The 17,705-nt window shown below is 63.7% G+C and carries 17 protein-coding genes; 7 read left to right on the forward strand and 10 right to left on the reverse strand.

The window, feature by feature from the left end; translation table 11 throughout:
- The coding region (locus tag B4L76_RS09235; protein WP_296231950.1) for an Ig-like domain-containing protein at nucleotides 1–2,231 on the forward strand (2,231 nt) is incomplete at its 5' end.
- A gap of 67 nt (nucleotides 2,232–2,298) precedes the next feature.
- Nucleotides 2,299–3,795, forward strand: coding sequence for a TolC family protein (locus B4L76_RS09240; RefSeq protein ID WP_296231952.1), 1,497 nt, complete (start codon nucleotides 2,299–2,301; stop codon nucleotides 3,793–3,795).
- On the opposite strand, the gene cysC is transcribed toward B4L76_RS09240, so the two are convergent.
- On the reverse strand, nucleotides 3,779–4,414 hold the full coding sequence (gene cysC / locus B4L76_RS09245) for an adenylyl-sulfate kinase (RefSeq protein WP_296231953.1): 636 nt from the start codon (nucleotides 4,412–4,414) through the stop codon (nucleotides 3,779–3,781). The genes B4L76_RS09240 and cysC overlap by 17 nt on opposite strands.
- 217 nt (nucleotides 4,415–4,631) lie before the next feature.
- Between cysC and B4L76_RS09250 the strand changes: the two genes are divergently transcribed.
- A complete protein-coding gene (locus B4L76_RS09250; RefSeq protein WP_296231954.1) occupies nucleotides 4,632–5,795 on the forward strand; it encodes a GGDEF domain-containing protein in 1,164 nt (387 codons plus the stop codon).
- 63 nt (nucleotides 5,796–5,858) lie between these two features.
- On the opposite strand, the gene ppnN is transcribed toward B4L76_RS09250, so the two are convergent.
- Entirely contained in the window at nucleotides 5,859–7,232 is a 1,374-nt protein-coding gene (ppnN, locus tag B4L76_RS09255; RefSeq protein ID WP_186679885.1) for a nucleotide 5'-monophosphate nucleosidase PpnN, read from the reverse strand.
- A gap of 132 nt (nucleotides 7,233–7,364) precedes the next feature.
- The gene (locus tag B4L76_RS09260; protein WP_296231955.1) at nucleotides 7,365–8,426 is read right to left on the reverse strand and encodes a YeiH family protein; all 1,062 of its coding nucleotides are present in this window, start codon (nucleotides 8,424–8,426) and stop codon (nucleotides 7,365–7,367) included.
- A gap of 111 nt (nucleotides 8,427–8,537) precedes the next feature.
- On the opposite strand from B4L76_RS09260, the gene B4L76_RS09265 reads away from it, so the two are divergent.
- Entirely contained in the window at nucleotides 8,538–9,425 is an 888-nt protein-coding gene (locus B4L76_RS09265; RefSeq protein WP_296231956.1) for a LysR family transcriptional regulator, read from the forward strand.
- Nucleotides 9,426–9,436: 11 nt separating this feature from the next.
- Here the strand turns inward: B4L76_RS09265 and pncB are convergent, their stop codons facing one another.
- Both pncB and B4L76_RS09275 read right to left on the reverse strand, forming a co-directional pair.
- On the reverse strand, nucleotides 9,437–10,636 hold the full coding sequence (gene pncB, locus B4L76_RS09270) for a nicotinate phosphoribosyltransferase (protein WP_296231957.1): 1,200 nt from the start codon (nucleotides 10,634–10,636) through the stop codon (nucleotides 9,437–9,439).
- Nucleotides 10,633–11,283: an isochorismatase family protein gene (locus B4L76_RS09275; RefSeq protein WP_296231959.1), complete on the reverse strand. Its 651-nt coding sequence runs from the start codon at nucleotides 11,281–11,283 to the stop codon at nucleotides 10,633–10,635. Before B4L76_RS09275 ends, pncB begins: the two co-directional genes overlap by 4 nt.
- A gap of 139 nt (nucleotides 11,284–11,422) precedes the next feature.
- Between B4L76_RS09275 and B4L76_RS09280 the strand changes: the two genes are divergently transcribed.
- Entirely contained in the window at nucleotides 11,423–12,127 is a 705-nt protein-coding gene (locus B4L76_RS09280) for an NrtR DNA-binding winged helix domain-containing protein (protein ID WP_296231961.1), read from the forward strand.
- 46 nt (nucleotides 12,128–12,173) lie between these two features.
- Here B4L76_RS09280 and B4L76_RS09285 read toward each other — a convergent pair whose 3' ends face one another.
- Both B4L76_RS09285 and B4L76_RS09290 read right to left on the reverse strand, forming a co-directional pair.
- Complete coding sequence (locus tag B4L76_RS09285) at nucleotides 12,174–13,586, reverse strand: purine-cytosine permease family protein (RefSeq protein ID WP_296231962.1); 1,413 nt, start codon at nucleotides 13,584–13,586, stop codon at nucleotides 12,174–12,176.
- 326 nt (nucleotides 13,587–13,912) lie between these two features.
- Nucleotides 13,913–14,365 carry an Lrp/AsnC family transcriptional regulator gene (locus tag B4L76_RS09290; protein WP_296231963.1) on the reverse strand — a complete coding sequence of 151 codons (453 nt, stop codon included), beginning with the start codon at nucleotides 14,363–14,365 and terminating at the stop codon, nucleotides 13,913–13,915.
- A 111-nt stretch (nucleotides 14,366–14,476) separates the two neighbouring features.
- Here B4L76_RS09290 and B4L76_RS09295 point away from each other — a divergent pair, with 111 nt between their 5' ends.
- Nucleotides 14,477–15,091 carry a LysE family translocator gene (locus B4L76_RS09295; RefSeq protein WP_296231964.1) on the forward strand — a complete coding sequence of 205 codons (615 nt, stop codon included), beginning with the start codon at nucleotides 14,477–14,479 and terminating at the stop codon, nucleotides 15,089–15,091.
- Nucleotides 15,092–15,161: 70 nt separating this feature from the next.
- A complete protein-coding gene (locus B4L76_RS09300) occupies nucleotides 15,162–15,794 on the forward strand; it encodes a LysE family translocator (RefSeq protein ID WP_296231965.1) in 633 nt (210 codons plus the stop codon).
- A 43-nt stretch (nucleotides 15,795–15,837) separates the two neighbouring features.
- Here B4L76_RS09300 and B4L76_RS09305 read toward each other — a convergent pair whose 3' ends face one another.
- The 3 genes from B4L76_RS09305 to B4L76_RS09315 form a co-directional block, all read right to left on the reverse strand.
- The gene (locus B4L76_RS09305; RefSeq protein WP_225777441.1) at nucleotides 15,838–16,401 is read right to left on the reverse strand and encodes an NUDIX hydrolase; all 564 of its coding nucleotides are present in this window, start codon (nucleotides 16,399–16,401) and stop codon (nucleotides 15,838–15,840) included.
- 2 nt (nucleotides 16,402–16,403) lie between these two features.
- Nucleotides 16,404–17,168 carry a GntR family transcriptional regulator gene (locus tag B4L76_RS09310; protein WP_296231966.1) on the reverse strand — a complete coding sequence of 255 codons (765 nt, stop codon included), beginning with the start codon at nucleotides 17,166–17,168 and terminating at the stop codon, nucleotides 16,404–16,406.
- Nucleotides 17,169–17,258: 90 nt separating this feature from the next.
- A complete protein-coding gene (locus tag B4L76_RS09315; protein ID WP_296231967.1) occupies nucleotides 17,259–17,648 on the reverse strand; it encodes a carboxymuconolactone decarboxylase family protein in 390 nt (129 codons plus the stop codon).
- Nucleotides 17,649–17,705: the final 57 nt, after the last annotated feature.

Genomic DNA, 17,705 nt, shown 5'->3' on the forward strand with positions numbered 1-17,705 from the left:
CCGGCAATGCCGGGGTCGGCACCACCGACTCCAACAACTATGCCATCGACACCCAGCGCCCGACGGCCAGCATCGTGGTTGCCGATAGCCAGCTGAGTATCGGCCAGACCAGCCTGGTGACCATCACCTTCAATGAAGCGGTAACCGGACTGTCCCTGGCCCAGCTCCAGGCCGATAACGGCGTGCTGAGTAACCTGGCAAGCAGCGATGGTGGTATCACCTGGACGGCCACCTTGACGCCAACCACCGGCAGCCAGAGCAACGGCAACCGCGTCCACCTGGATGTCAGCTCGGTTACCGACGGCCAAGGCAATCACGGCGACAGCCCGGCGCAATCCAACGCCTATCTCGTCGATACCCGCGCCCCGAGCGTAACCAGCGTCGGCGGTCCGGTTGGCGGTGTGACCTACAATGCCGGAGATGCTCTGGTGTTCGTGGTCAATGCCAGTGAGGCCGTGGAAGTCAATGGCTCGCCACGGTTGCTGCTGGATGTGGGCGGGCGTGCGGCATATGCCGAGCTGGTAGCCGGCGCAGGCACGGCGACCCTGGTGTTCCAGTACATCGTCCAGGCCGGCGACAACGACAGCGACGGCATCAGCGTGACCGGCCTGGCGGCCAACGGTGCGGCCTTGAACGACGCCCTTGGCAACGCCATGAACCTCACGCTGAACAACATTGCCGATATGCACCAGGTGCTGGTCGACACCCAGGCACCGACCGCGCTTGCCATCGTCACCCTCGACCCATCGCCAAGCAATGCACAGAGCGTGCGCTTCACCGTGACCTTCAGCGAACGCGTCAATGGCGTGGACCTGAGTGACTTCAGCCTGGCCAGCAGCGGTTCCGCCAGCAGTACGTTGAGCGGCCTGCGCCAGCTCGGCGAAGGTGTCTACGAAATCACCGTCAGTGGCGTGAGCGGCACCGGCACCTTGGGGCTGAACCTCAAGGCCAACGGTACCGGCATCGGCGACGTCGCCGGCAACCTGCTCGGTGGCGGCCTGGTGGGCGCGGCCTACAGCATCGATCGCGACGCGCCCAGGGTAAGCAGTGTCGGCGTGCCGGCCGGGGTCGCCTACAACGCGGGTGATGTCCTGACCTTCGTGGTCAATACCAGCGAAGCGGTCATCGTCGATGGCGTTCCACAGCTGGCGCTGGACATTGGTGGGCGTACGGTGTTTGCCGATTTCGTCGCCGGATCGGCGACCACCACGCTGGTGTTCCAGTACCGCATCCAGGCCGGCGACAACGATGCCGATGGCGTGCAGGTACTGGGCCTTTCGGCCAATGGTGCGACCCTGCACGATGCGCTCGGCAATGCGCTGAACCCGGGGCTCAATGCAGTGGGGGACAGCGCCGGAGTGACTGTCGACACGCGTCTGCCAAGCGTCGAGTCGATCGTCCCGGTTCCGGTTTCCACGCCCGGCAGCCAAGCGTTCACGGTCACCTTCAGCGAGGAGGTCAGGGGTGTCGACCTGGCTGATTTCGAACTGGTAACGACCGGCAATGCCACGGGTACCTTGCAATCGCTGGTGCGTATCGATGGCCACACCTGGCAGGTCAATGTCGCTGCAGTGGCGGGCAGCGGCACGCTGGCACTGGCGCTGAAAGCCGCTGGCACCGGCATCAGTGACATTGCCGGGAATGCCGTGGTGGGCGGTTTCAGCGGCCAGGGCCAGGCATTGCCGTCCAGCGATGGCGACCCGGAGTACCGCGCCTATCCGCCTGCAAAACCGGGCCTTCCCGGCTCGACTGCAGCGGTGCTCGCGCCGCTTGCAGCGCCGCTGCCGCCGTTCCAGTCGCCACTGGTACCACAACCATTGTTCGAGGTGCCGAGCCCGGGCGGTGGCTTGCCGACCGTTGGCGATATCTTCATTCGCAATGGTGCCTTGGCGCCGAGCTACCTGGCCCAGGTTTTCGTGGGGCAGCACCATGCCATTGGCGATGGTTCGGGCGCAGGCTTCCTCGGCTTCGGCGGCGGCGATGCCAATGTGTTCGGGGCCAGCAGCCTGGCCAATATCTTCGACAAGACGCTGCCGGATGACGGCGGCCAGTACGAGCTGAACGGGGGTAAACCGTGGCGCCAGGGTGCCGATGCGGGGGCAGGCAAGGGCCTGTCCGGGGCACCGACCCTTGGCCAGCAACTGCAGGCCTTCAAGGACGGTGAGCAGCGCCAGGTCAGCAAGCTGGCCCAGGCGCTGGAACAGATCGAGGCAGCTGCACCTCAGGCGTGAGCGTTGGCCGTGAGGGCCGACAGACCAGAAAAACAAGCAATTTGCCGTGCCAAAGGGGGCGGAAGGGATGAGTAAAGCGTCAAGGATATTTGCGGTGAGCCTGTTGGCATTGACGGTGACCGGTTGTGCCGTCAAGACCCAGCCGATCGAGCGCAGCGTCAGCGAGCAGCGGGCACGGCAGGATCTGGCCAGCATGTTCAAGGGCCAGGAGGCGTTGCAAGGCCCGCTGACACTGCACCAGGCGATGGCGCGGGCAGTCAAGTACAACCTGGAGGCTCGCCTGAAGGTCATGGAAGAAGCCCTGGCCCAGCGTCAGGTGGACCTGGCCACGTTCGACATGCTGCCCCGTATGGCTGCCTCCGCGGGCTATGCCGGGCGCAGCAACGTCAGCGCTTCCAGCAGCCGCAGCGTGCTGACCAATACCCAATCCCTGGAACCCTCGACTTCCCAGGACCGCGACCGAGACGTGGCCGACCTGACCATGGTCTGGAACGTGCTGGATTTCGGCGTCAGCTATGTCAGTGCCAAGCAGCAGGGCGACCAGCGCCTGATCGTGCAGGAGCGCCGCCGCAAGGTGGTGCAGACCATCATCCAGGACGTGCGTTCGGCCTACTGGCGGGCAGTGGCCGCCGAGCGCCTGCTCAAGCAGATCGACACCTTGATGGTGCGCGTCGAGCAGGCTCGCGATAACAGCCAGCGCATGGGCGACCAGCGTATTGGTGACCCGATCCAGGCGCTGACCTACCAGCGTTCGCTGATCGAGGCGACGCGCCAGCTGGAAGAGCAGCGCCGGGCCTTGTCGTTGGCCAAGACCGAACTGGGCGCGTTGATCAATCTGCCGCCGGGCAGTGAACTGAGCCTGGCGGAGAACACCGATTATGCTGTGCCCGAACTGAAGGTGGGCCTGGACAGCCTGGAACAGCAGGCCTTGGCATCGCGCCCGGAACTGCGCGAGCAGGACTACCAGGCGCGCATCAGCGCCGCCGAGGTGCGCAAATCGATGCTGCGCATGCTGCCGGGGCTGGAATTCTCCGCAGGAGGCCATTACGACAGTAACAGCTTCCTGACCAACCAGCACTGGGCCGACTATGGCGTGAAAGTCACCTGGAACCTGTTCAACGTGCTGTCTGGCCCTGCTTCGATCGATGTCGCCAAGGCTGGCGAGCAGGTGGTCGAGGCGCGCCGCCAGGCGATGTCGATGGCCATCCTGGCCCAGCTGTACGTGGCCAATGCCAACTTCAGCGAGGCCCGCCGGCAATTCGTCACCAGCCAGCAGCTGGTGCTTCTCGACCAGCAGATCGTCGAGCAGCTGCGCAACCGCCATCAGGCCGAAGGCATCGGCGAGCTGGAACTGATCCAGGGCGAGCTGAACGCCTTGCAGGCTGACCTGCGGCGCGACCTGGCCTATGCCGAGTTACGTAACAGTTATGGGCAACTGTTCGCCAGTGCCGGGCTGGACCCGCTGCCGGCGACCCTGCCGTCCGGCGAGCTTGCCGACATTGCCCAAGCCCTGAGCAGCAGCGAGGCGCGCTGGCAGCAAGGGGACATCACACCGGGGACCTGAGCCCCGTTACCGAGCCGGCCGGGGCGACCTGCTGCCCCGGCACCTGCGCGACTGCCTGATGCAGAACATGCGCCTGCACATAGCGCAGCAGCTGTTGTTGCGCCATTTCTGCTGCGACGCCGGCAGTGTCCAGCACCAGCTCGGCGTGCAGCGGTGTCTCATAAGGTGCATCGATGCCGGTGAACCCCCGCAGTTCACCAGCCCTTGCCCGTCGATACAGGCCCTTGGGGTCACGTGCCTCGCAGGTTGCCAGGTCGGCGCTGACATGCACCTCATGAAACCCCGTTTTGCACGCCTTGCGCGCGGCGGCGCGATCGGCGCGATAGGGGGAAATGAGCGCGGCGATGCAGATCAGGCCGGCATCGGCGAACAATGCGGCCACCTCGCCGGCACGGCGAATGTTTTCATGCCGGTCGGCGGGGGAAAAGCCAAGGTCGGCGTTCAGGCCGGCGCGCAGTGCATCGCCATCAAGCACATAGCTGGCGTGTCCCAGCGCATTCAGGCTGCAGGCCAGGGCTGTGGCCAGGGTTGATTTGCCTGCACCGGACAGGCCGGTCAGCCAGATAACCGCACCACGTCGGCTCGGCTGGGGCTGGTGCTCGCTTGCGGCAATGGGCACGTCGATCCCTCCTGATGGATAGGCCGAGTGTAGTGTGCCGCACGGCACGTGTCAGGCTACGTTTGTGGGGTAGGGCGTGGCTGGGGCTGTTTGCGTGGCGAGGCGTGATCAATTGTGCAAACGGTCAGCGGAACATTTGCACGTATGCGCTCTGTAGAATCAGTGACAGCGCATACAATCGCGTCCTTCCTCGTTAACCAGACAGGGCAAACCCTCCATGGCGCTTGATCCACCCACAATGCTGACTATCTCGATCGCCCTGGCCGCTGCTGCAGCGTTGTACCTGGCGATCGAATGGCGCAGTGTCCGCGAGCCGCCGCTGCTGTTCTGGAGCGCAGGCTTTGCCACCATCGCGGTTGGTTCGACCCTGGCCTTGCTGCGCGGCATCGGTTTGCTGCTGATCGGCATCTGGTTCGCCAATGGCTTGCTGGTGGTGGCGCACGGGCTGTTCCTGGTGGGCGTGTTGCGCTTCACCCAGGTGCGCCTGTCACCTCGCTGGTTGCTGCTGGTCCCGCTGTGGTTCGCCTTGCTGCTGTTGCCCGTGGGGCCACAGTGGTCGAACGTGATGTTGATGGCCAACTCGTTGCTGGTGGCACTGCTGACGCTCAAGGCCAGCCTGTTGTTGCGCCCGCATGGCCGGTCGCTGAGTGTTGGCGCGGTGCAGTTGCGCTATGTATTGCTGGTGCACGGGCTGTTCTACCTGGCCAAGGCGATCATCGCGATCACCCCGGGTACGCTGATCGACCTGGCCACCTTCGGCGGGCTGATCATCCAGGTTTCCCTGGTGGAGGGGACGATGGCGATCATGCTGATCGCCTTGTCGATGACCGGCACGGTGCGCTACCGGCGCGAGGAGCGGATCGCCCGGCTGGCCGCGCGCGACCCATTGACTGCGCTGTATAACCGGCGTGCCCTGGAGGTGCGTGCGGGGCATTTCTTCAAGGGTGTGAGCCCGGCGCAGCCCGGTGCCTTGCTGCTGATCGACATCGACAATTTCAAACTGGTCAATGACCTGCACGGGCATGTGGCAGGTGACCGCTTGCTGGTTGCTCTGGCCGAGATGATCCGCACGCTGCTGCCCGAGCGCTCGCTGGCCGCACGCCTGGGCGGCGATGAATTTGTCATCCTGCTGTGGGGCTCGAGCAGCGAGCGCGTGCTGGAACTGGGCGGATTGCTGCGTGAGCAGTTCCAGCAGTTTGCCGGCAACACGGCACCCACGCCGCAGCCCGTCACGCTGAGCATTGGTGTCAATCTGTTCGATCAGCCGCCGGCAAGCCTGGCGGCGCTGATCGAGCAGGGGGATGTGGCGTTGTACCAGTCAAAGCGCAGTGGACGGGACAGTATACGTTTTGTCAAAAGGCCACTGGCCGACCTCGGCTGAAGGCCTGGCACAAGGCCTTCAGCCTGGGCCGCAACGACGCTGCGAAGAAACCCGGCGCCGGGGTCAGGTCACTACCTGGTAGCACGGTACGTACGCCGCGCCGCCGGGCAGCTTCATCCGGTGCTGGTCGACGAACGCCTGCAACAGCCGGCCGAGTGGGTCCAGCACGGCGCTGTCGCCACGGATCTGATACGGCCCGTGTTCCTCGATCAGGCGGATGCCCTTGTCCTTGACGTTGCCTGCAACTATGCCGGAGAACGCCCGGCGCAGGTTGGCGGCCAGTTCATGCGCAGGCAGTTCGCGCCGCAGGTCCAGGTCAGCCATGGCCTGGTGTGTTGGGTCGAACGGGCGCTGGAAGCTTTCTTCGATCTTCAGCAGCCAGTTGAAATGGAACGCATCGTTGCGCTCACGGCGGAACTGTTTGACCTCCTTGAGCCCCTCGACCATGTGTCGGGCCACTTCTGCCGGGTCGTCGATGATGATCTGGTACAGGCGATGTGCCGCTTCACCAAGCGTGGCGCCGACGAAGGCGTGCAATTGTTGCAGGTACGGCTCGGCACTGCGCGGGCCGGTGAGCACCACCGGGAACGGCAGGTCCTGGTTGTCCGGGTGCATGAGGATACCCAGCAGGTAGAGGAATTCCTCGGCCGTACCGGCGCCGCCCGGGAAGATGATGATGCCGTGGCCGACACGGACAAAGGCTTCCAGGCGCTTCTCGATGTCCGGCAGGATCACCAGTTCGTTGACGATCGGGTTGGGTGCCTCGGCGGCAATGATCCCTGGCTCGGTAAGGCCCAGGTAGCGGCTGCCGTGCATGCGCTGCTTGGCGTGGGCAATGGTTGCGCCTTTCATCGGGCCCTTCATCACGCCCGGGCCGCAGCCGGTGCAAACGTCCAGTTTGCGCAGGCCCAGTTCGTGGCCGACCTTCTTGGTGTACTGGTATTCTTCGCTGCTGATCGAATGGCCGCCCCAGCACACTACCATCTTCGGCTCCACGCCCGGGCGCAGGGTGCGGGCGTTGCGCAGCAGGTGGAACACGTAGTCGGTGATGCCCTGGGAGCTTTCCAGGTCGATGCGCTGGCTGGCCAGCTCGCTTTCGGTGTAGACGATGTCGCGCAGGGCGCTGAACAGCATTTCACGGGTACTGGCGATCATCTCGCCATCGACGAAGGCGTCGGCTGGGGCATTCAGCAACTCCAGGCGCACGCCACGGTCCTGTTGGTGGATACGTACTTCGAAGTCCTGGTAGGCCTCGAGGATGGTCTTGGCATTGTCGACATGGGCGCCGGTGTTGAGGATGGCCAGGGCGCACTGGCGAAACAGGGTGTAAAGGCTTCCGGTACCGACTTCACTCAGCTGCTGCACTTCACGTTGTGACAGCGTCTCCAGGCTGCCTTTGGGGCTGACGGATGCATTGATGACATGGCGTTGGGGCATCTAAGTCTTTCCTGTGCGGGTAAAACATCCTTCTTTGACAACACCATACCGAGAAATTGGAGCGGCAACGAGGGGAATACCAAAAAAGCTTGAGACCTGGTTGGCTACTTCGCCGGTAAATCAGCGCTCACCTCATCCCAGCAACTTCTGTACGCCGAGGGTGATTGCCAGCCCACCCCCGATCAGCCACAGGTTCAGGATCGCTCCGGTGGCCAGTGCCCGCGGCCCGGCCTGGCGGATCTGGCTGAAGCGTGTTTCCATGCCCAGCGCGGTCATGGCCATGGTCAGGGCGAAGGTATCCAGGCTGTTGATGGCCTGTGTCACGCCGCCCGGCAGCAACTGGGAGGAATTGACCAGCACCAGTGCAAGGAAGCCGAAGGCGAACCAGGGCATGGCAATGCGCCCGTTGCCCTGTGCCTGGCCCGGCTGGCGTGTACGGCTGATCCACAACCCTGCCAACAGCAGCACCGGCACCAGCAGCATCACCCGGGTCATCTTGACGATCGTGGCGATATGCGTGGCATCGGCGCTGACATTGCTGGCCGCGCCAACCACCTGCGCCACCTCGTGAAGGGTGCCGCCGAGGAACAGGCCAGCGCCCAGGGTATCCAGCTGTAGCCAGCCGGCGTTGATCGCCAACGGGTAGAGGAACATCGACAGGGTGCCGAACAGCACCACGCTACCGACCGCCATGGCACTCTTGTGCGGGGCGCTGCGCAGGGCCGATTCGAACGCCAGTACCGCAGCCGCGCCGCATATGGCGCTGCCGGCAGCGGTCAGCAAGGCGCTGTCGCGGTCCAGCTTGAACACCTTCATGCCGCACCACAGGCCGATCAGCAGGGTGCTGGCTACCACCAGCAATGACACGATTAGCCCCGCCCAGCCGACTTCGGCGATTTCCTGCAGGCTGACCCGCAGGCCGAAACAGGCAACGGCAATGCGCAACAGGCCGCGCGCGGAAAAGTTGATGCCTGCCGCCCAGCTTGCGGGCACACCGTCGCGCAGTGCGTTGGCGTAAAGCGCACCGGCGACGATACCGACAATCAGCGGGCTGATACCCAGGCTGGCGATGGCAGGCAGGGCGGCCAGTTGGGTGACCGCAAACGCGAACAACGCGACGAACAGAATGCCATTGAGCCGCCCGCGGGTGGAGAGGGTGGGTGCAATAGCGGGGTTGGACGTTACCGTGGCCATGTGAGTCCTCCGGGAGGGTGTTTCGACATGGCTTACGTTAATCCGGTTATAAGCTTATAAAAAATCGTAATTTGAAATGGCAAATATCCGTGAACCTGATATTTTTGACTAATGACCCCGGAACAGCTGATAACATTCGCCACCGTCGCCGAGCATGGAAACATCAGCCATGCGGCCCAGGCCCTGCACCTGTCGCAACCGGCGGTGTCAGGCCAGCTAAAACTGCTGCAGGAGACTTTTGGCGAGCCCCTCTACCAACGCGCTGGCCGCGGCGTGCGGCTGACCGCGGCCGGTGAGCAGTTGCTGGCCTATGCCGAGCGGCTGCGCGAAACCTTCCGCCAGGCCCAGGCGCTGCGCGAAGCGATGCGCGGGCTGGAGCGTGGGACCCTGCGCATCGGCGCCAGTACCACGCCGGCCAGCTACCTGCTGCCGTACCTGATTGCCGATTTCCATGCCCGCTATCCGCAGGTGCAGGTCAGCACCTCCCATGGCAACACGGCGGAAATCGTCGCCGCGCTGGACAGCGTTGACATCGCCCTGATCGAAGGCCCCCCTGGGCAGGAACTGCCATTGGGCACGGCGGTGACGGGGTGGCGGCAAGACGAGATCGTGGCCATCGTGCCGCGTGGACATCCGCTGGCTGGCAGCGACCAGCAGACGCTGGCTGCGCTGGGGGCTTACCCGCTGGTGTTGCGCGAAAGCGGCTCGGGAGTGCGACAAATCGTCGAGCGGGCTTTTGCCCGCAGTGGCGTGGCGATGCGCGTGGCGCTGGAAATCGCCGGGGTGGAAGGGGTGAAGGAGGCGGTGCGAGCCGGGATGGGCATCGGTTTCGTCTCGGCGATGTCGATCCGGCACGAAGATGGTGCGCTACGCCGGTTGCAGGTTGCGCCGCAGGCGCTGGTGCGGCGGTTTTCCATCCTGGTGCCGCATGCAGCCACGCCATCGCGAGCGGCGGCGCAGTTTCTGGAGTTGTGTGCAGGGCAGTCAGAGGAGCGTTAGCAACACCGGCTTCAGTTCACCTGAAACACATGCTTCAGATAAGCCACGAAGTTCTCATCGCGGCACTGGGTCTTGCCCGGGCTGTCGGAAATCTTGGCTACCGGCGCGCCGTTGCAGGCGGTCATCTTGATCACGATGTTCATCGGTTCCACATCCGGAATATCGCATGTTAGCCGAGTGCCAATGCCAAAGCTCACATTGATCCGCTCATGCAGCGCCCGGTACAACGCCAGCGCCTTGGCAAAATCCAGCCCGTCGGAAAATATCAGCGTCTTGCTCTTCGGATCGATCCCCAGCCTTTCGTAGTGGGCAATGGCTTTTTCCGCCCAGGCCAGCGGATCGCCCGAGTCGTGCCGCAGGCCATCGAACAGCTTGGCGAAGTACAGGTCGAAATCGCCCAGGAACGCGTCCATGGTGATGCAGTCGGTCAGGGCGATGCCGAGCAACCCGCGGTATTCCCGCACCCAGCATTCCAGCGCGGCAGCCTGGCTGTCGACCAGCCGCGGACCGAGCTGCTGGTGGGCCATGAACCACTCGTGGGCCATGGTACCGATCGGTTTGAGCTGGTACTCCCGGGCCAGGTGCACATTGCTGGTACCGACAAAGCGGCCCGGGAAGTCGCGCTTGAGGATGTGTACCACCTCTTCCTGCATCCGGTAGGAAAAGCGCCGCCGGGTACCGAAGTCGGCGAGTTGGAAACCGGCCAGTTCATCTGGGCTGGCTTCGGCTTTCAGCCAGTCGAGTTTCTGATACAGGCGTTCGCGCACCTGCTCGATCACCACCTCGCGGTAGCGGTAGCGGTTGCGCACCTCGCTGATGATCGCCAGCAGCGGGATTTCGTAGAGAATCACGTGCAGCCATGGCCCACGCACGCGGATCGCCAGTTGCCCGGCATCATCCAGGTACACCTGGACATAGCGCAGGTTGAAGCGGAACAGGCTGAGAAACCGGATGAAATCCGCCTTGATGAAGGGGATCTTCTCCAGGTAGGCGAGTTGGTCGTGGGTGACGCTGACCTCGGCCAACTGTTCCACCTGGTAGCGGATCTCCGCCAGGTAGGGGGCAAGGTTCTCGTTGTTGCGGCAGCGGAACTCCCACTCCACCTCGGCGTTGGGGTAGTTGTGCAGCACTGCCTGCATCATGGTGATCTTGTAGAAGTCGGTATCCAGCAGGTTCTGGATGATACGCGGGCCGAAAACGCTATCGCTCATGGGCGGTCTTCCTTGATTCGGGCAAGCTGGTGGTCGAGTGCCGCTTCGTCGCCGCAGAGGATCACGCCCTCGGCGGCCAGCGCGCCACACGCCTCGATCGCCCCCGCCTGGGTGAGGGCGCGGCAGGCGGGCAGATACAGCAGCACCTGGAAGCCGGCCTGGCGCAGTTGCCGGGCGGTGGTCCTGACACAGTAGTCCAGGGCCAGGCCGCCGACGATCACCGCGCCCACCTGGTGTACCTTGAGGTATTCGATCACCCCGGTGGAGCGGCGCTCGGCCAGGTCGTGGTAACAGGCACCATAGGGGTGCAGGTCGGGCTCGACGCCTTTCCAGACGAAGTAGTCATAATCGATCGGCGCGGGCAGCCCGGGCAGCAGTTCGAAACCTGCGGTGCCGGGTACGCAGTGGCTGACCCAGGTCAGGTCGGCATCCGCCAGTTGCAGCGGCTGCAACATGTCGGCGTGGTCGCCGACCACCCAGGCGGCGTTGGCTGGATGAGCGTCCTTGCTGCCCAGTCGCAGGTCGGCGCGCAGCGCCATGGCATTCAGATCCGCCACGACTTCGTCACCTTCGGGCACAGGTAGCTCTTGCGGGGCGTTGGCGGTGAAGCCATTTTGCGCGTCGACATCGAAGCTGGCGATCTTCATGGCGGTTCTCCTTGCTGGGTTGGTCATATAATTCACCTGGTGTTATAAGTGTGTCAAGCGCTTTTTATTCAAAGGTTTTTGCTTGTGTTACTTAACATCTCTGGTGGAATATAGGCGCATTCCTGAGCGGAGCCATCCCGTGAGTAGCACCGAAGTCCTGGCCAGCGTCGATATCATCGCCCTGCGTATGGCCCCTGAAGCGCAGCATCTGCAAGTGTTGTTGCACCGTCGCGAGCGAGAACCACATGCCGGCCAGTGGGCCTTGCCCGGGGTCATCGTCAATGGCAGAACCCCCGACACCAGCCTGGAAGGCGCTGCCGACCGGGCCCTGCGCGAAAAGGCCCGGGTAGTGCCGCGTTACCTGGAACAGGTGGGTACCGAAGGTAACGCCTTCCGTGACCCCAGGGGCTGGTCGATGAGCACCTTCTACCTGGCGCTGCTCGACCCGCAACAGCAGGTCGAGGGCGAGCAGCTGGCGTTCTTCGATCTGGACAGCGTGCTGGAGCGCAAGGTGCTGCTGCCGTTCGACCATAACCTGCTGGTCGGCCGCGCCCGCGAGCGCCTTGCCGCGAAGACGGTGTACAGCAGCTTGCCGCTTTACTTGCTGGCAGAGAAGTTCACCGTGCTGGATGCGCTGGGGGCCGTGCAAGCCTGCCTGGGCCAAGCGGTGAACAACACCTCGCTGCGCAAACGGCTGGAGCGTTTGCGCGAGCTGGGCTGGGTGAGGGATACCGGGGAGAAGAATCAGCCGCGGTTGGGGCGACCGCAGCAGTTGTATGCCTATACACCTCAGGGGGAGCGGGCGTTCATGTTCGACCGTAGCCTGTTGCCCGAGGGCGCCTGACTGGCTTGCCGCTCACCCCTTGGTGCCTGATCGAGCACAGACGAGGTCAGTGCCCCATGGCTACCTTGGCACCGGCCTGGCGACGACGGTAGGCGCTATCGCGGCTGGCCAGCCACCAGTAAAGCGGCGAAGTGATCGCCAGGCCCACCAGCCACGACAAGTCTGCGCCGTTGATGTGCTCGGCAATCGGCCCGACATACAGTGGCGTGTTCATGAACGGGATCTGCACCACGATGCCCACCGCATAGGCAACCAGCGCCTGCGGGTTGTAACGCCCGTAGATGCCACCATCGACCTGGAAGATCGACTGGATGTCGTAGTCACCCTTGTGAATGGCGTAGAAGTCGATCAGGTTGATCGCCGTCCATGGCACCAGCACTACCAGCAGTACCAGCACCATGTCGACGAAGTGGCCGATGAAGTCTGCCGAGGCGAATACCGCCACCACGCAGCAGGCGCTCAGCACCACCAGTGACAGCACTGCACGGCTGTTGGCGGTGGGGATCCAGCGGTAGGCGAAGGTTTGCACCAGGGTGATGATCGACAGTACCGCACCATACAGGTTGAGGGCGTTGTGGCTGATCACGCTGAGCAGGAACAGCACCAGCATGATCGGCCCCAGGGTCCCGGTGGCCAGCTTGACGGCGTCCATGGTGTCCATGCCGGCCGGGAGCGCCAGGACCGCCACGGCGCCGAAGATGAACGACAGGCTCGAACCCAGCGCGGAGCCCAGGTAGGTGGTCCAGAACGTCGCGCTGACCTTGACGTCGGCCGGCAGGTAGCGCGAATAGTCCGACACGTACGGGGCGAAGGCGATCTGCCACAGCGCCGCCAGCGACACGGTGGCCAGCCAGCCGGCCAGGTTGAAGCCGCCGCGGGTAAGGAAGTCGTCACTTTGCACATGGCTGAAGATGTAGCCGAAGCCGACCACGATGCCGATGCCCAGTACCCAGGTGCCGATGCGGTTGAGCACATGGATGAAGCGGTAGCCGATGATGCCGATGATGCCCGAGCCCAGTGCACCGATGACGATGCCCACCGGCACGGGCACGGCATCCACCACACCGTGCAGCGACTTGCCGGCGAGGACGATGTTGGAGGCGAAGAAGCCGATGTACATGACCCCTGCAATCACCACCACCAGCAACGCGCCGAGCGAGCCGAACTGGGCACGGCTCTGGATCATCTGCGGGATGCCCATCTGCGGGCCCTGGGCCGAGTGCAGTGCCATCAGCACACCGCCAAGCAAATGGCCGACCAGAATGGCGACGACGCCCCACAGCAGGTTCAGGTGGAACAGCTGCACGCCCAATGCGCCGGTAACGATGGGCAGCGGCGCGATGTTGCCGCCGAACCACAGGGTGAACAGATCCCTTACCTTTCCATGGCGGTCCTGCGGGGGCACATAGCCGATCGTGTGTTTTTCTATCAGGGGGGCCGAATTGGCTGCACTGGTCATGACTGACTCCAAGGCAAGGTGGGGCATCGGGAACTGCCCGGGGGCGTGCCGACGAAGGGCGACGCGTTCTTGTTGGAGTGATGATGCGGGGCGCGGGGATAACGAGAAATTAGTAAATATGTACCCATAAACCTTAAAAAACCTAAGGCTGACAAAAGCTTAAGCGGGTGACGGCAGCAAGAAGGATGCCACTGGCCGGGAGCGCCTGGAGTAGACGGGCTGGGCGGCTGGCGGGCGATTTGCGCTGGGCTGTGGTGGTGCGCTGTGCGCCTTTGCGGGGCAGCTGATAAAGGTGGTGAAAGGGAGCCGGCAGCAGAAGCCAACCGCTACATCGGCAGCAAGCGATCCTGGATCACCTCTTTCATCACCAGGGTCGAACTCAACCGTTTTACATTGGGAATGCTGGTCAGCTGCTCGTCGTACAGTTTCTGGAATGCAGGCAAGTCCCTGGCCACCACATGCAGCAGGTAATCCGGGTCGCCAAACAGCCGTTGTGCTTCGACGATCTGCGGGATCTCGGCCAAGGCTGCTTCAAAGTCCGCCACTGGCTGGCGGGTGACTTCACGCAGGGTCACGAATACCAGGGCGGCAAAGTTCAGGCCCAGGGCACTGGGCGCCAACCGGGCGTGATAACCAAGGATCGCGCCGCTTTCTTCCAGCACCTTCAAGCGCCGGTGGCAGGGCGACAGGCTGAGCCCGACGCGGTCGGCCAGTTCGGTCACCGATAGCCGACCATCTTTTTGCAGCTCGGCAAGGATTTTTCGATCGATCCTGTCCATTGAGAAGAATCTTCCATTGATTGGAGGCTGGTGAGGAATATACGAAAGAAAATGCTCCGGCGAAATACGTAGTCTTTGTTCATCCCAAGCAGTGGAAGAAGGACTATTCAAGTGGCTCTCAGTGTTCTGACGGCGTTCTGGGCCGTGTCGATGCTGTTCGTGATGACCCCCGGTGCGGACTGGGCCTATGCCATTTCGGCGGGCATGCGCGGGCGCTGGGTAATGCCTGCGGTCGCGGGGATGTTGTCGGGGCATTTCCTGGCGACTTTACTGGTGGCGGTCGGCGTCGGCAGCCTGCTGGCGGGCCACCCGCTGGCGCTGACCTTGCTGACCCTGGCAGGGTGCGGCTACCTGCTGTGGCTGGGCGGCAACCTGCTGCTGAGCCCGGCATTGCCGTCGGCCGGGCAGGGAGGGGCGGGGGAATCGGGGTCGCGCTGGGCGGTCAAGGGATTCTGCGTCAGTGGCCTCAACCCGAAAGTGTTCCTGCTGTTCCTGGCCTTGCTGCCGCAATTCACCGACCCGCAGTCGAGCTGGCCGGTGCCGGTGCAGATCCTGCTGCTGGGGCTGGTACACCTGTGCAGTTCGCTGGTGATCTATTCGCTGGTCGGCTATGGCGCCAAAACCGTACTGAGCACCCGGCCACAGGCGGCGAAGCTGGTCGGGCGGGTTTCCGGGGTAGCGATGATCGCGGTGGCCGTGGGCTTGATCGCCGGGCAGGTGAGGTGAGATCGGAGCAGACGACAGGCACGGCCCTGGATAAACTCGCAACACCTTAACGCACAACCAGGACGTGCCCATGCCCGACACCGCGCAACTGCTCACCTTCGCCCTGATCTGCCTCGGCATGGTCCTGACCCCGGGGCCGAACATGATCTACCTGATTTCCCGCTCGATCTGCCAGGGCCGCAAGGCCGGGCTGATCTCGTTGGGCGGTGTGGCCCTTGGCTTCGTCATCTACATGGTCTGCGCCGCACTCGGTATCACCGCCCTGGTGATGGCCGTACCGTTTGCCTACGACGCGCTGCGTATCGGCGGCGCGCTGTACCTGTTGTACCTGGCCTGGCAGGCGCTGCGCCCTGGCGGGCGTTCGCCATTCCAGGTTCGCGAACTACCGGCCGACAGCCCGCGGCGGCTGTTCACCATGGGCTTTGCCACCAGCCTGCTCAATCCCAAGATCGCCGTCATGTACCTGTCGTTGATGCCACAGTTCATTGAACCGGGCCATGGCAGCGTGCTGTTGCAGTCGCTGGTGCTGGGATCGACGCAGATCGCCATCAGTGTCACGGTGAATGCCCTGATCGCGCTCATGGCCGGGTCGATTGCCGTGTTCCTGGCCGGGCGCCCATTGTGGCAACAGGTACAACGCTGGCTGATGGGCACGGTGCTGGCGGCCCTGGCCGTGCGCATGCTGGCCGAGGGGCGGCGCTGAAGTTGAGGCCTGCGGATGGCCGGGGTTGAAAGGCCGGCACAGGCTAGCGAATGAAGTGCACCTTGCCGGTGTCGTCATTGCCCATGTAGATGCCGTACACCCCTGCCTGCCGCTCGAGGATGTAGCGCTCCAGAATCTGCCGGATCGCCGGGTAGTAGATGTCGTCCCAGGGGACCTCGTCCGGCTCGAAGAACTTGCAGGCCAGTGTTTCCGCCCCGTATTGCCCGGTTTCCTCGGTGGCGATGGCGCGGAAGATGATGTACACCTCGCTGATCTTCGGCACGCTGAAGATCGAATACGGCGAGACGATTTCGGCGCGTACGCCGGTCTCTTCCCAGACCTCGCGCAATGCCGCCTGTTCGGTGGTCTCACCGGCCTCCATGAAACCGGCGGGCAAGGTCCAGGTGCCCGGGCGCGGGGGGATGGCGCGCTGGCATAGCAGGTACTTGCCATCGCGCTCGATGATGCAGCCGGCGATGATCTTCGGGTTGATGTAGTGGATGTAGCCGCAGCCAGTGCAGTGCAGGCGTTCGTGGGTGTCGCCTGTAGGAACGCCCCGGGCCAGTTCCGTGGTGCAGTGCGGGCAGTAGCGCGGGGCGTTGGGCATGGTCAGCGGCCTGTGCGGGGTTGTATACGTGGCTCCTTGAGGGCCAGGGGCTCGACCATGTCGCGCACCTTGGTATTGTCATCCTGCTTCTGGCGCAGGTAGTCCAGGGCCACCTTGGCTGCGGCGCGGACGTGATCGACCGAGGCCTGGTGGGCCAGCAGCGGGTCGCCGCTCTTGATCGCCTCGACGATCTTTTCCATTTCCCGGTTACTGGCGCCGCGGCGGTTTTCCTGTGAAACCGAGGTAGCGCGCAGGTAGCTGATGCGTGCTTGCAACTGGCGCAGCTGCTGGGCTGCCACCTGGTTGCCGGAACCCTCCAGCAGCACATCGTAGAAGCCTTGTACCGAATCCAGCACCTGTGGCAGCTCGCCTTCTTCGAGGGCCTCGCGGTTGACTTCCAGGGCGCGCTCCAGGGCCCGGATGTCCTTCGCCTTGGCGTTGAGGGTGAACAGTTGTACGATCAGCCCTTCGAGCACGCAGCGCAATTCATAGATGTCGCGAGCGTCTTCGAGGGTGATGATGGCCACGCGCGGGCCCTTGGCATCGGCGAACTCCACCAGGCCTTCCGACTCCAGATGGCGCAGGGCCTCACGTACCGAGGTGCGGCTGACGCCGAGGCGGTCGCAGAGGTCGCGCTCGACCAGGCGGTCGCCTGGCAGCAGGTGGAAGTTCATGATCGCGGCGCGCAGCTTGTCGAGCACGATTTCGCGCAGGGTAACGGGGTTGCGGTTGACCTTGAAGCTGTCGTCGAGTGGCAGGCGTTTCATCGAGTGCGCTCTGAAAGAGGCTGCCCGACCGCAACTGCAACAGCACCACGAACCTCGGGTGCTCCTTGCATGGGTTCGAACAGCCCGGTGTTAACGGGTTGACTCCGCATCGGCTTCAGCGAACGCTTCGCGGGCCAGGCGGAAGCTGTCCACCGCCGCGGGCACGCCGCAATAAATGCCGACCTGGAGCAGGATCTCGCGAATCTGTTCACGGCTCAGGCCATTACGCAAGGCGCCGCGAATGTGCAGCTTGAGCTCGTGGGGCCGGTTGAGCGCGGAAATCATGGCCAAGTTTATCATGCTGCGCTCTTTCAGCGACAAGCCTTCACGGCCCCAGACGTGGCCCCAGCAGTACTCGGTGACCAGCTCCTGCAATGGCCTGGTGAAATCGTCGGCATTCTGCAGCGAGCGGTTGACGTAGTCTTCGCCAAGCACCTGGGTGCGGATCTGCAGGCCTTTTTCGTACTTTTCATTGCTCATGCATACCTCCGGAAATACACGGTCAGCGGTGCTGGCTTCCTCGCGGGCGAGCGCGCG

The sequence above is a fragment of the Pseudomonas sp. UBA4617 genome (assembly GCF_002386445.1).
Taxonomy (GTDB): domain Bacteria; phylum Pseudomonadota; class Gammaproteobacteria; order Pseudomonadales; family Pseudomonadaceae; genus Aquipseudomonas.

Bases quoted from the DNA above. Each gene is read 5' to 3' on its own strand.
- B4L76_RS09260 (WP_296231955.1), bottom strand. From the start codon at position 8,426: ATGGCCACGGTAACGTCCAACCCCGCTATTGCACCCACCCTCTCCACC.
- pncB (WP_296231957.1), bottom strand. From the start codon at position 10,636: ATGAGCGATAGCGTTTTCGGCCCGCGTATCATCCAGAACCTGCTGGAT.
- ppnN (WP_186679885.1), bottom strand. From the start codon at position 7,232: ATGCCCCAACGCCATGTCATCAATGCATCCGTCAGCCCCAAAGGCAGC.
- B4L76_RS09310 (WP_296231966.1), bottom strand. From the start codon at position 17,168: ATGAAACGCCTGCCACTCGACGACAGCTTCAAGGTCAACCGCAACCCC.
- B4L76_RS09300 (WP_296231965.1), top strand. From the start codon at position 15,162: ATGCCCGACACCGCGCAACTGCTCACCTTCGCCCTGATCTGCCTCGGC.
- B4L76_RS09275 (WP_296231959.1), bottom strand. From the start codon at position 11,283: ATGAAGATCGCCAGCTTCGATGTCGACGCGCAAAATGGCTTCACCGCC.
- B4L76_RS09240 (WP_296231952.1), top strand. From the start codon at position 2,299: ATGAGTAAAGCGTCAAGGATATTTGCGGTGAGCCTGTTGGCATTGACG.
- B4L76_RS09250 (WP_296231954.1), top strand. From the start codon at position 4,632: ATGGCGCTTGATCCACCCACAATGCTGACTATCTCGATCGCCCTGGCC.
- B4L76_RS09315 (WP_296231967.1), bottom strand. From the start codon at position 17,648: ATGAGCAATGAAAAGTACGAAAAAGGCCTGCAGATCCGCACCCAGGTG.
- B4L76_RS09265 (WP_296231956.1), top strand. From the start codon at position 8,538: ATGACCCCGGAACAGCTGATAACATTCGCCACCGTCGCCGAGCATGGA.
- B4L76_RS09285 (WP_296231962.1), bottom strand. From the start codon at position 13,586: ATGACCAGTGCAGCCAATTCGGCCCCCCTGATAGAAAAACACACGATC.
- B4L76_RS09290 (WP_296231963.1), bottom strand. From the start codon at position 14,365: ATGGACAGGATCGATCGAAAAATCCTTGCCGAGCTGCAAAAAGATGGT.
- B4L76_RS09305 (WP_225777441.1), bottom strand. From the start codon at position 16,401: ATGCCCAACGCCCCGCGCTACTGCCCGCACTGCACCACGGAACTGGCC.